Source organism: Stenotrophomonas sp. STEN008, from assembly GCF_056760435.1.
Map to the genome: position 1 here is coordinate 22613 of NZ_JBRRET010000040.1, position 11771 is coordinate 34383.

The 11771-nt window shown below is 67.4% G+C and carries 11 protein-coding genes; 5 read left to right on the plus strand and 6 right to left on the minus strand.

Annotation, left to right across the window (positions count from 1 at the left end; genetic code table 11):
• Positions 1 to 80: 80 nt before the first annotated feature.
• From ACVOME_RS15870 to ACVOME_RS15885, 4 genes are read right to left on the minus strand one after another with little or no spacing between them, the layout of a single operon-like run.
• On the minus strand, positions 81 to 1052 hold the full coding sequence (locus ACVOME_RS15870) for a bile acid:sodium symporter family protein (RefSeq protein ID WP_065175442.1): 972 nt from the start codon (positions 1050 to 1052) through the stop codon (positions 81 to 83).
• 28 nt (positions 1053 to 1080) lie between these two features.
• Positions 1081 to 1581 (minus strand): protein tyrosine phosphatase family protein, encoded by a 501-nt coding sequence (locus ACVOME_RS15875; RefSeq protein ID WP_065182568.1) that lies wholly within the window; start codon positions 1579 to 1581, stop codon positions 1081 to 1083.
• Positions 1582 to 1608: 27 nt separating this feature from the next.
• Entirely contained in the window at positions 1609 to 3348 is a 1740-nt protein-coding gene (gene dnaG / locus ACVOME_RS15880; protein WP_283219755.1) for a DNA primase, read from the minus strand.
• A 60-nt stretch (positions 3349 to 3408) separates the two neighbouring features.
• A complete protein-coding gene (locus ACVOME_RS15885; protein ID WP_053519482.1) occupies positions 3409 to 4335 on the minus strand; it encodes a YihY/virulence factor BrkB family protein in 927 nt (308 codons plus the stop codon).
• Positions 4336 to 4547: 212 nt separating this feature from the next.
• Here ACVOME_RS15885 and ACVOME_RS15890 point away from each other — a divergent pair, with 212 nt between their 5' ends.
• The gene (locus tag ACVOME_RS15890; RefSeq protein WP_231107787.1) at positions 4548 to 5486 is read left to right on the plus strand and encodes a hypothetical protein; all 939 of its coding nucleotides are present in this window, start codon (positions 4548 to 4550) and stop codon (positions 5484 to 5486) included.
• 77 nt (positions 5487 to 5563) lie between these two features.
• Here ACVOME_RS15890 and ACVOME_RS15895 read toward each other — a convergent pair whose 3' ends face one another.
• Together ACVOME_RS15895 and rpsU are read right to left on the minus strand one after the other, a co-directional pair.
• A complete protein-coding gene (locus tag ACVOME_RS15895) occupies positions 5564 to 6010 on the minus strand; it encodes a GatB/YqeY domain-containing protein (protein WP_065175438.1) in 447 nt (148 codons plus the stop codon).
• Positions 6011 to 6143: 133 nt separating this feature from the next.
• Positions 6144 to 6359 carry a 30S ribosomal protein S21 gene (gene rpsU / locus ACVOME_RS15900; RefSeq protein ID WP_002808376.1) on the minus strand — a complete coding sequence of 72 codons (216 nt, stop codon included), beginning with the start codon at positions 6357 to 6359 and terminating at the stop codon, positions 6144 to 6146.
• 167 nt (positions 6360 to 6526) lie between these two features.
• Between rpsU and tsaD the strand changes: the two genes are divergently transcribed.
• The 4 genes from tsaD to ACVOME_RS15920 all read left to right on the plus strand — a co-directional run bounded on the left by tsaD (position 6527) and on the right by ACVOME_RS15920 (position 11670).
• Positions 6527 to 7552, plus strand: coding sequence for a tRNA (adenosine(37)-N6)-threonylcarbamoyltransferase complex transferase subunit TsaD (gene tsaD, locus ACVOME_RS15905; protein ID WP_460256209.1), 1026 nt, complete (start codon positions 6527 to 6529; stop codon positions 7550 to 7552).
• A 124-nt stretch (positions 7553 to 7676) separates the two neighbouring features.
• Positions 7677 to 8030 carry a dihydroneopterin aldolase gene (gene folB / locus ACVOME_RS15910; protein ID WP_053519479.1) on the plus strand — a complete coding sequence of 118 codons (354 nt, stop codon included), beginning with the start codon at positions 7677 to 7679 and terminating at the stop codon, positions 8028 to 8030.
• Positions 8031 to 8095: 65 nt separating this feature from the next.
• Entirely contained in the window at positions 8096 to 9367 is a 1272-nt protein-coding gene (locus ACVOME_RS15915) for a mechanosensitive ion channel family protein (protein WP_481505274.1), read from the plus strand.
• A gap of 128 nt (positions 9368 to 9495) precedes the next feature.
• Positions 9496 to 11670, plus strand: a complete 2175-nt coding sequence (locus ACVOME_RS15920) for a glycoside hydrolase family 3 N-terminal domain-containing protein (RefSeq protein ID WP_111186641.1) — start codon at positions 9496 to 9498, stop codon at positions 11668 to 11670.
• Positions 11671 to 11771: the final 101 nt, after the last annotated feature.

Below are 11771 nucleotides of genomic sequence, written 5' to 3' on the forward strand. Positions count from 1 at the left end.
GTCCACACGTGGCGTGGCATCAGCCGAGCATGGGCTCTGCTCTGCAGTAGTTCCACGCCATGTGTGGATGAATTTCCGGGTCATGAGCTGCGCCGTGCATAGCGCTGCGCGATCACACCGCAGACGATCAGCTGGATCTGGTGGTAGATCATCACCGGCAGCACGATGGCACCGAGGCTGCCCCCGGCGAACAGCACCTTGGCGATCGGTACACCCGTGGCCAGGCTCTTCTTCGAGCCGCAGAACACGATGGCGATCTCGTCCTCGCGGTTGAAGTGCAGGCGACGGGCGATGAAGGTGATCAGCGGCATGGCGATACCGAGCAGGACGGCAGCTACCACGGCCACTGCCAGTAGCGACAGCACAGGGGTCTTGCTCCAGAGCCCTTCGGTGACGGCTTCGCCGAACGCCGAATACACGACCAGCAGGATGGTGGCCTGGTCGGTGTAGCGCAGCAGCGCGCGCTGCTTCTCGACCCAGCCGGCGATCCACGGGCGCAGCAGGTGGCCGGCCACGAACGGCACCAGCAGCTGCAGCATGATGCCGCCGATCGCATGCAGCGGGTCGTGCACGCCGCCGGAGGTGCCGGCCAGCGCGGTCAACAGCAGCGGCGTGAGGAACACACCGAGGATGCTCGACAGCGATGCGCTGCAGACGGCCGCCGGCACATTGCCGCGCGCCATCGAGGTGAAGGCGATGGACGACTGCACGGTGGAGGGCAGGGTGCACAGGAACAGCACGCCCAGGTACAGCTCCGGGGTCAACAGCCAGCCCGACAGCGGCTTGAACATCAGGCCCAGCATCGGAAACAGCAGGAAGGTGCAGGCGAGAATGGTCAGATGCAGGCGCCAGTGCAGCATGCCGCCGATGATCGATTCGCGCGGCAGGCGCGCCCCGTGCAGGAAGAACAGCGCGGCGATGGCGACCGTGGTGACATCGTCCAGGACGATGGCGGCGGCGCCCTTCATCGGCAGCAGCGACGCCAGGCCGACCGTGCACAGCAGGGCCAGGGTGAAGTTGTCCGGTCGCAGGCGCGACCACCAGCGGGTCATGGGGGGCAGACTCCTTGGTGTGGAGGGTTCAGGGCGAGGTGACCGGTGTGGCCAGACGCTGGCGGGTGGCCGCTTCCAGCGACTTCAGGCCGGCGCGCTGGCCCAGCTGAAGGGCCTGTTCCGGGCTGGCATGTTCGTAGCGTGCATTGACCAGGCCGAGCACGGCACCGGCGCGGTTGCCGGACGCGCAGTGCAGCAGCACCGGCCCCTGGCTCTGCTGCAGGGCCTGGTGCACGGCGCGCACATTGGCCGCATCCAGGCCCTCGGCGCCGGCCACCGGGATGCGCACATAGCGCAGGCCCAGCGATTCGGCCGCGCGGGTTTCATCGAAACCACGGTCCTCGTCGGGCTGGCGCAGGTCGATCACGGTGCGTACGCCTTGCGCAGCCAGTTCGCGCAGGTGTGCGGCACTGGGCTGGCCGCCGGCATACAGGCCGGGGCGGACTTCATTGAGCGGGGCATCTGCGGCCAAGGCCGCCAGCGGCAGGCAGAGGGACAGCAACAGCAGGCAGGTCAGGCGCAGCAGCATGGTCCTCTCCGTTAAAACGTTCCGCCGCTACCGGCCCAGGCTGGCGCGGGCCTTGAGCAGCTCGCGCAGTTCGTACTTGTCAGTATCGTCCAGTCCCTGCTGCCGCTGCTTTGCCAACAGCTCTTCCAGACGTTGCTGCAACAGTTGTTTCTCCAGCTGGGCCACGGCGTCGTGCAGTTCCTGGGTCCAGATCGCTTCGCTGCCGGGCAGGGTCTGGGCGGCCAGCGTGTGCAGCGAGGCCTGCTCCTCACGCCCGTCGAAATGTTCCAGCAGCGCGCCGGTGCTGATATCGGGACGCTGTTCGACCAGCGCCAGCAGCTCCAGCAGCAGCTCCACACCCGGCAGGCGCAGGCCCTGGAAGTGATGCTTGCCGCCCAGGGTCAGCGCCAGCGACGGCTGCTGCAGCAGCACGGCGATCGCACCCCGCACCAGGCTGCGCTTGGCCACCGGCTGGATCGACCGTGCCGGAGGGCGCTGCGGCATCGCCGTGCGGGTATGCTGCGTGGCCGCACCGAGCCCGGTCAGCTGCGCCAGCTGCTGCTTCATCAGGTCACCGAACGCGCCATCGGGAATCTGCGCCAGCATCGGTCTGGCCCGCTCGGCCAGGCGTGCCCGGCCGTCCAGCGTGCCCATGTTGATCTCGCGGGTCAGCTCGTCGAAGAAGAACTGCGATAGCGGCGTGGCCTGCTTCAGGCGTTCGTTGAAGGCCTCAGCGCCTTCCTTGCGCACGATGGTGTCCGGGTCCTCGCCGTCGGGCAGGAACAGGAAGAAGGCCTGGCGGCCGTCCTTCATGCGCGGCAGCACCGACTCCAGTGCCTTCCAGCCGGCGCGGCGGCCGGCGGCATCGCCATCGAAGCAGAAGAACACGTCCGGTGCGTTTCGGAACAGCAGCTCGGCATGGTCGGGCGTGGTCGCGGTGCCCAGCGTCGCCACCGCCTGGGTGACGCCGAACTGGAACAGCGAGACCACGTCCATGTAACCCTCGACCACGATCAGCCGCTCGATCTTCTGGTTCGCCTGGCGCACCTGCCACAGGCCGTACAGTTCGCGGCCCTTGTGGAACAGCGCGGTTTCGGGCGAATTGAGGTACTTGGGACCGTCGTCCTTCTCGAACACCCGGCCACCGAAGGCGATCACCCGTCCACGGCGGTCGAAGATCGGGAACATCACCCGGTCGCGGAACTTGTCGTAGACGTGCCCCCGGTCGTTCTTGGAGAACAGGCCGGCACGGTCGAGCAGCTTCATCCGCCGCTCGTCCTTGCCCAGCGCATCGCGCAGGCCGCTGTAGCCGTCGGGCGCATAGCCGATCTGGAAGCGGGCGCGGTTCTGTTCGTCCACGCCACGGCCGTCAAGGTAGGCGCGGGCCTTGTCGCTGCCCTCCAGGTTCTTCTGGAAGAAGCGCGCCGCTGCATCCAGTGCCGAATAGAGTTCACGGCTGTCGTCCTGCTGCTGGGCGCTGCGCGGGTTCTCGCTGCGTGGCACGTCCATGCCGGCGCGCTTGGCGAGCTCATCCACCGCGTCGAGGAACTCGAGGCGGTCGTAGTTCATCAGGAAGCTGATTGCGGTGCCGTGCGCACCGCAGCCGAAGCAGTGATAGAACTGCTTGGTCGGCGAGACGGTGAACGAGGCCGAGCGCTCGTCATGGAACGGGCAGCGTGCCGCGTACTCCTTGCCCTGTCGCTTCAACGGCACGCGGCTGCCCACCACCTCGACGATGTCGGTGCGGGCCAGCAGGTCGTCGATGAAAGCGTCGGGGATACGGGCCATGGGCAGCAGGGCAGGGCGCGGCCGCCGGGGCGCGCAGCAGGGGCGGCAGGTCCCCCTAGTTTACTCGCTGGCGATGGTCGGGCCGGCCTGTTGTTCGCTGCTGCCGCCGGCGCTGGCGGCCGCCCGCTGTGCCCGGGCACTCAGGCGCTCGTCGATCACCGCGGTCATCAGGGCGCCGACGAAGAACACCGCGGTAGCGTAGTAGATCCAGACCAGCGCGATCACCAGGGCGCCCATCGAACCGTAGGCGCTGCCGGGTGCCACGGTGGCGATGTAAACGCCGATGCCGTAGCGCCCCAGGGCGAACAGGAGCGAGGTGATGGCCCCGCCGATGAAGGCCTGGCGCCAGGCCACGCGACGGTCGGGCAGATAGTGGTAGAGGAAGGCGAAGGCCAGCGTGTACAGCAGCAGCGTGGTCACGTAACCGATGGCCGGCAACACCGATGGCAGCTGCGCGAATACCACCTGCAGGGCGGTGGTGGCGGTCATCGACAGGATCAGCAGGAAGCCCAGCGCCAGCACCACGCCGAAGGAGAACACGCGCTTGCGCAGCCAGGCCTGGACGCCTTCCAGGCGCTGGCCGCTGGTATGGAAGATGCGGTTGAGTGCGTTCTGCAGCTGTGCGAACACGGCGGTGGCGCCGACGAACAGCAGCAGGGTGCTCCACAACCCGGCCAGCGAGCCCATGCTCGGCTGGCTGTTGGCGTTGTGCAGCACGGTATCGGCCACGCTGGCCACGCTGCTGCCGGCCACCGAGCCGATCTGGCTGATCAGCGCCTGCTGCGCGGGCGGGTACAGCGAGGCGGTCAACCACAGCAGCAGCACCAGCAACGGCGCCATCGACAGCAGGGAATAGAACGAAACCGATGCGGCCTGGGTCAGGACGTCGATTTCGACGAAGCGCTTGGCCACGGCCATCGGGAAGCTGTCCTGCAGCTTCTCCAGGCGCGATCGGACGATGGGCAGGAAGGTGCGGGGATGCGGCATCTACGGCGTCGGCTGGAGCGGTACAGGCTTCCTTTTCTAGCAGATGCCGGCGTTGCGGCAGGTGAAGTGGCAGCGCGGTCGCGGAATGCAGCGAAGTCCGCGTTATCCTTCTGCCCGGACCGAGGGCGCGCTGGGGCTGCCGCCACGGTATCCGGGCCCACCGCCTGTGTGCGGGGCCACGACAATCCAACTTCTCTGCAAAAGGACGCGTTATGAAAGGGATGGTCTGCACCACGATGGTGTTGCTGCTGGCGACGAGCGGTTCGGCCGCTGCGGCGTCCACGGCCTGCGAAAAGGCCTTCAAGACGGTAGGGGATCCGCGCAATGGCGCGATGTACATGGCCGACCTGACGGTGCCCGGTCTGAAGGTGCAGAGTGCACTGGACCAGCTTCGCAAGATCGGTGCCGATGACCAGTTCGAGGTGGGCGGCCAGCTGGTGGAAGGCGATACCGGCAACCAGTACCTGATCCAGACCAAGGGCCTGCGCACGCCGCTGGTGCTGATCGGCACCGCCGACCGCAGCGGCCGGGTCACCCTGGCCACCAAGCTGGCCCGCGGCCAGACCATCGCCCAGGAGGACGCCCGCAAGTCGATGTGCGACATGCTGGACAAGCTCAAGGGCGGCAGCCAGGGGGATGCGCTGGCCGCCGCCGCGCGCGCGCAGTATCCGATCTCCGTGGCGGAGGAGGTGACCGCGCCGGACCTGTCCAAGAAGATGGGTAAGGAGGTGCGCGATACGATGGCGGCCTACAACGCTGCGGGCAGCTTCAAGGACCTGCTGCTGGGCACCACCACCAACAAGGAAGACCTGGGCGACCGCTCGGCCACCTTCCTGCCGGTGTATGCCAAGTACATCGGTCGCCGCTACCGGATCGACGGCCAGATCTACACGGTCAACTCGAACAGCTACTCCAGCCGTCCGGGTGAGGTCGGATCGATCAACTACCTGGTGACGCCGACCCGTGGCCTGTTGCGGATCCGCCAGAATGACACCTTCAACAACAACAACTACACCATCCGTTGCGAATTCGCTCCGGACCAGGCAGCCAACTTCGCCATGCTGCGCGAACGCGACTGGGCCAAGCTGGAAGGCGAGGTCAGCGCGGTGGAGGGCAGTTCCATGACCCTGCGCAACTGCCGCCAGGTGTAAGCGCTGGCGCGGCAGCTGCAGCAATGACAAGGCCCGCGTGAAGCGGGCCTTGTCATGTCCGGCAGGGTGGTGGCGGATCAGCCAGCCAGGGCCTGTTTGACCAGCTTGGACACCACGCCCATGTCGGCCTGACCGGCGAGCCTGGGCTTCAGCGCCCCCATCAGCTTGCCCATGTCGGCCGGGCCGGTGGCACCGGTTTCGGCGATGGCGGCCTGGATGGCGGCGGCGATCTCGGCCTCACCCATCTTGGCGGGCAGGTAGGCCTCGATGACCACGATCTCGGCACGCTCGATCGCGGCCAGGTCTTCACGGTTGGCCGCTTCGTACTGGCTGACCGAGTCCTTGCGCTGCTTGACCATCTTGTCCAGCACGGCGATCACGGCGGTGTCGTCGAGCTCGATACGCTCGTCCACTTCCTTCTGCTTGATCGCGGCGTTGATCAGGCGGATCACGCCCAGCTTGTCCTTCTCGCCCGCCTTCATGGCGGCCTTCATGTCATCGGTGAGCTGCTGCTTCATGCTCATGGGAGACCTCGTGGTGGTAGTGGGGCAGGGCGGTTGCCCGGGCCCGGAAACGCAAAAAGCCGGCGACGCTCGCGCGTGCCGGCTTCGGCTTCACCGCGGAAGGACGAACCCGCCGCAATGAAGATGCGTCCGATCAGTACAGGCGCTGACGCTTGGTGACGTCGCGCGACGAGCGGCGCAGCTGACGCTTCACAGCAGCGGCGGCCTTGCGCTTGCGCTCCTGGGTCGGCTTTTCGTAGAACTCGCGCTTGCGGGTTTCGGCCAGCACACCGGCCTTTTCGCAAGTGCGCTTGAAGCGGCGAAGAGCAAACTCGAAGGGCTCGTTCTCGCGGACTTTGACGCTGGGCATGGAATCTCCGGGACACAGTAGAACCGGGTCACGCCCGGCGAGCCGCACATTATAGCGGCGAATCAACAAACTGCAAGCACGCAAGCCTGAATGCGGGCCAGCAATACGGATGCAGTGGGATCTGCACGTCACCCCGAGGGGGCGGCAGGGGCGTCATAATAGCAGGCATGCGAGTCCTTGGCATCGAATCTTCCTGTGATGAGACCGGCGTGGCGGTGTACGACACCGACCTGACCGGCAGCGCGGCCCTGCGCGCCCATGCGGTCTACAGCCAGATCGCCCTGCACGCCGAGTACGGCGGTGTGGTGCCCGAGCTGGCCAGCCGTGACCACGTGCGCAAGCTGCTGCCGCTGGTCCGGCAGACCCTGGCCGAGGCGGGCCTGGGCGTGGACGACATCGATGGCGTGGCTTATACCGCTGGCCCCGGGCTGGTCGGTGCGCTGCTGGTCGGTGCCGGGGTGGCCCGTGCCCTGGCCTGGGCACTGGAGGTGCCGGCCGTGGGCGTGCACCACATGGAAGGGCACCTGCTGGCGCCCTTGATGGAGGACGATCCGCCGCAGGCCCCGTTCGTGGCCCTGTTGGTGTCCGGTGGCCACACCCAGCTGGTGGCGGTCGATGCCATCGGCCGCTACCGCCTGCTGGGCGAGACCCTGGACGATGCGGCCGGCGAAGCCTTCGACAAGACTGCCAAACTGATGGGGCTGCCCTATCCCGGCGGCCCGCAGCTGGCCAAGCTGGCCGAACAGGGCACCCCGGGGGTCTACCGTTTCGCGCGGCCGATGACCGATCGCCCGGGTCTGGATTTCAGCTTCTCCGGCCTGAAGACCCAGGTGCTGATGGCCTGGCGTGACAGCGACCAGAGCGACCAGACCCGCGCCGACATCGCGCGCGGTTTCGAGGATGCGGTGGTGGAGACCCTGTCGATCAAGTGCGAACGCGCGCTGGAAGCAGCCGGCACCAATGTGATCGTGGTGGCCGGCGGTGTCGGTGCCAATACGCGGCTGCGTGCCCGCCTGCAGCAGATGGCCGAACGCCTCGGGGGGCGTGCCTGCTTCCCGCGGCCGGCGCTGTGCACCGACAACGGCGCGATGATCGCTTTCGCCGGCGCCCTGCGCCTGCAGGCCGGGCAGCACAACCCGCCGAAGGTTGACGTGACCCCGCGCTGGGACATGGCGACGCTGCCTGCGGTGTGACCCGCGGCGCACCCATCCACACAGGCTGCGACCGTAGCGGCGGACGTGCCGGGATCCGGTCGTTTCAGGCAGTGGTGGTTCCGTGCCGTTACCATGACCGTCTGTTTTCCCGCTGGTAACCGCAATGGACAAGGTTTTCATCGAGGGGCTGACGATCGACGCCCTGATCGGCATCTACGATTGGGAACGGCGGATCCGGCAGGACCTGGTGTTCGACCTGGAGATGGGTTTCGACAACCGGCGCCCGGCAGCGACAGACGATATCGCCCATACCCTCAACTACAAGGCGGTCAGCAAGCGGCTGGAGCAGTTCGTGCGCGAATCGGAGTTCGGCCTGGTCGAGACCCTGGCCGAACGTTGCGCGCAGATCGTGCTCGACGAGTTCGATGTGCGCTGGCTGCGGCTGAAGCTGAGCAAGCCGGGAGCGGTGCGCGGCGCGCGCGCGGTCGGCGTGATCATCGAGCGCGAACGCGGCTGAAACAGCAGCGTCGGCCGGCGGCCGGCAACTTCTTCATGCGAAATGACTGAAACAGGAGACGACTGATGGTGGATGCGGTGGTGGCGGTACAGTGGATGGAGCGGCTGCAGAACACACTGGAACCCTATCCCGGCGCCTACCTGGCGTTGATGATTTCGGCCCTGCTGCTCGCGGCGGGCCTGGCCAACTGGGTGACCAAGCGCATCCTGGTGCGCGGCCTGCGCCGTCTGCTGCAGCGCCTGCCCGGTGCCGAATCCGGGCGTGGCAGCCATCTGATGCGGGTCATCTCGCGGTTGTCCAACGTGGTGCCCAGCCAGGTGATCGCCTCTGGCATCACCCTCATTCCCGATCTGCCGCCCGGGCTGGTCAGCGTCATCGTCAAGCTGTGCATCGTGTGGGCGGTGCTGACCGTCTCGCTGGCGTTCTCGCATGCGCTGGATGCGGCCAACAGCCTGTACGAGCGCAAGCCGGATGCGCGCAACAAGCCGATCAAGGGCTACCTGCAGGTGGTCAAGATCGTGATCTTCGTGGCGGCTGGCCTGGCGATCATCTCCACCCTGCTGGGCGTGGCGCTGGGCCCGCTGGTGACCGGCCTGGGTGCGGCCACGGCCGTGCTGATGCTGATCTTCCAGGACACCATCCTCTCGCTGGTGGCCAGCGTGCAGATCAGTGGCGATGGCCGCGTGCGCATCGGCGACTGGATCGAGATGCCGAGCCAGAACGCCGATGGTGACGTCATCGACATCGCCCTGCACACCATCACCGTGCAGAACTTCGACAAGACCATCACCACCATCCCGACCAAGAAGCTGGTGACCGAGTCGTTCAAGAACTGGCGCGGCATGCAGGAGGCCGGTGGCCGCCGCATCAAGCGCGCGCTGTACCTGGACCAGCACAGCGTCGGCTTCCTGGACGAGGGCGACCTGGCCTTCCTCGGTGAGTTCGCCCTGCTGCGCGACTACCTGCGCGACAAGGAGCAGGAGCTGGGGCAGTGGAACGGGCGCCTGCGCGAACAGGGCGTGGCGGACGTGAACAGCCGCCGGGTGACCAATCTGGGCACGTTCCGGGCCTATGTGGAGCGCTACCTGCGCAACCACCCGGGTATCCACACCGACATGACCCTGCTGGTGCGACAGCTGCAACCGACTACCGAGGGCCTGCCGCTGGAGCTGTACTGCTTCACCCGCACTACCGCCTGGGCGGAGTACGAGGCCGTGCAGTCGGACATTTTCGACCATCTGCTGGCGATCCTGCCGGCCTTCGGCCTGAGGGTGTTCCAGGCGTCCAGCGACGCCATGTTGATGGCCGGGCAGCGCCAGTCGGCCCGCTCGGAGTAAGCTGCCGTGCCGCCCGCGGGACCGTACGGACCCCGCTGGTGGATGAAACTGAATGCCGAAACCTCTCGCCAAATGGCCCGGGATCGCTAGAATGCCGGGCTTGTAAACGTTTTCATCAAGGACTGCCGGTGGCCTCCGAACGCATCGAATCCCTCATTGCCCAGATGACCGTCGAGGAAAAGGTCGGCCAGCTGGGTGTTTTCGCGGACATGGTCCGCCCGTTCGCCCCGGACGTGAACCCGGAAGCCAACGTGCGCAATGCCGACCAGGTGCTGCAGCAGGTGCGCGAGGGCAAGGTCGGCTCGCTGTTCAACGGGGTGGGCGCCGAACTGGGCCGCCGCATCCAGCAGGTCGCGACCGAGGAGAGCCGGCTGGGCATCCCGGTCATCCTCGCTGCCGACGTCATCCACGGCATGCGCACCGTGTTCCCGATCCCGCTGGGCGAGGCCGCCAGCTTCGAGCCGGACCTGGCCGAGCGCACCGCCCGCGCCACTGCGGTCGAGGCCACCGCCGCCGGCCTGCACTGGACCTATGCGCCTGCCGTGGACATCGCCCGCGACCAGCGCTGGGGCCGTGGCGCCGAAGGCGCAGGCGAGGACGTGGTGCTGGGCTGTGCCTTCGCCGCCGCCCGTGTGCGCGGCTTCCAGGGCAGCGACCTGCGTGCCGCCGATTCGCTGCTGGCCACGCCCAAGCATTTCGCCGCCTATGGCGCGGTGATGGCCGGCATGGAATACAACATGGTGGACATCTCGCCGCAGACCCTGCGCGACGTGCACCTGCCGCCGTTCAAGGCGGCCTTTGATGCCGGTGCGATCACGGTGATGTCCTCGTTCAACGACATCAACGGCGTGCCGGCCAGCGCCAATGCAGAACTGCTCACCGACATCCTGCGTGGTGAGTGGAAGTTCCCGGGTGTGGTGATCTCCGATTACACCGCCGACATGGAACTGGTGGCGCACGGCTACGCCGCCGATGACCGCGACGCCACCGCCAAGGCCTTCACCGCAGGCCTGGACCTGAGCATGCAGAGCGGCTTCTACGCCGAGCACCTGCCAGGCCTGGTGGAAAGCGGCGAGGTGCCGATGGCGGTGCTGGATGAGGGCGTGCGCCGCATCCTGTGGCTGAAGGAAACCATCGGCCTGTTCGACGACCCGTACCGGTCGCTGGACCCGGCCCGCGAAGCGGACGACTCGCACATCGCCGCACATGATGAGCTCTCGCGCGATGCCGCGCGCCGTTCGATCGTGCTGCTGAACAACCGTGACAACGTGCTGCCGCTGCAGAAGACCGGGCAGAAGATCGCGCTGATCGGCCCGTTCGTGCAGGACCGCGAAAACATTGAAGGCTGCTGGACCCTGTTCGGCGACAAGCAGCGTTATGTGGACCTGGAAACCGGTGTGCGTGCCGCCATCGGTGACGCGTCGCTGCTGGAGATCGTGCCCGGTTGCGATCTGGAAACCGCGATCCCCGGGGGCACCGAAGCCGCCGTGGCGGCTGCGCTGCGTGCCGACGTGGTGGTGTTGGCGCTGGGCGAGCCGCAGCGCTACAGCGGCGAAGCGCAGTCGCGCGTGGAGATCACCCTGCCGCCGGCGCAGCAGGCACTGGCCGAGGCGGTGGCGATGACCGGCAAGCCGCTGGTGGTGCTGCTGCGCAATGGCCGCGCGCTGGCCCTGCAAGGTGCGGTGCGCAATGCACAGGCCGTGGCGGTCACCTGGTACCTGGGCACGCAGACCGGTCATGCGGTGGCCGATGTGCTGTTCGGCGACTACAGCCCGTCCGGCCGCCTGCCGGTCAGCTTCCCGCAGGTGTCCGGCCAGCAACCGTACTTCTACAACCATCCGCGTACCGGCCGCCCCGAACTGCCGACGATGTCGGAGTTCAAGGCACGCTGGCGCGAGATTCCCAACGAGCCGCTGTATCCGTTCGGTCATGGCATCGGCTACACCACCTTCGCCTATGGCGTGCCGCAGCTCAGCACGGCACAGCTGGGCTGGGACGACACCCTGACCATCACCACCACGCTGACCAACACCGGTACCGTGGCCGGCGAGGAAGTGGTGCAGCTGTACATCCATGACCGCGTGGCCAGCCGCGTGCGGCCGGTGCGCGAGCTGAAGGACTTCCGCAAGATCGCACTGCAGCCGGGCGAATCCACCGATGTGGTGTTCACCCTGCATCGCGAGCAGTTGGCGTTCACCGGCCGCGATGGCGTGCTGCGTGCCGAGCCGGGCCTGTTCGAGCTGTGGGTGTGCGCGTCGTCAGCGGCTGGCGAGCCGGTGCAGTTCGAACTGCTGAAGGGCTGAACGGGAACGGTAGCGGGGGGGGGGGGGGGGGGGGGGCGGGCCCGCCCCCCCCCCCCCGCGGCGCGCGCCGCGCCCCGGCGGGGGGGGGGGGGGGGGCGCGG

Excerpts from the sequence above, each read along its gene's own strand:
- ACVOME_RS15890 (WP_231107787.1), top strand. The coding sequence starts at position 4,548 with ATGAAAGGGATGGTCTGCACCACGATGGTGTTGCTGCTGGCGACGAGC.
- dnaG (WP_283219755.1), bottom strand. The coding sequence starts at position 3,348 with ATGGCCCGTATCCCCGACGCTTTCATCGACGACCTGCTGGCCCGCACC.
- tsaD (WP_460256209.1), top strand. The coding sequence starts at position 6,527 with ATGCGAGTCCTTGGCATCGAATCTTCCTGTGATGAGACCGGCGTGGCG.
- ACVOME_RS15885 (WP_053519482.1), bottom strand. The coding sequence starts at position 4,335 with ATGCCGCATCCCCGCACCTTCCTGCCCATCGTCCGATCGCGCCTGGAG.
- ACVOME_RS15875 (WP_065182568.1), bottom strand. The coding sequence starts at position 1,581 with ATGCTGCTGCGCCTGACCTGCCTGCTGTTGCTGTCCCTCTGCCTGCCG.
- ACVOME_RS15870 (WP_065175442.1), bottom strand. The coding sequence starts at position 1,052 with ATGACCCGCTGGTGGTCGCGCCTGCGACCGGACAACTTCACCCTGGCC.
- ACVOME_RS15895 (WP_065175438.1), bottom strand. The coding sequence starts at position 6,010 with ATGAGCATGAAGCAGCAGCTCACCGATGACATGAAGGCCGCCATGAAG.
- rpsU (WP_002808376.1), bottom strand. The coding sequence starts at position 6,359 with ATGCCCAGCGTCAAAGTCCGCGAGAACGAGCCCTTCGAGTTTGCTCTT.
- folB (WP_053519479.1), top strand. The coding sequence starts at position 7,677 with ATGGACAAGGTTTTCATCGAGGGGCTGACGATCGACGCCCTGATCGGC.
- ACVOME_RS15915 (WP_481505274.1), top strand. The coding sequence starts at position 8,096 with ATGGTGGATGCGGTGGTGGCGGTACAGTGGATGGAGCGGCTGCAGAAC.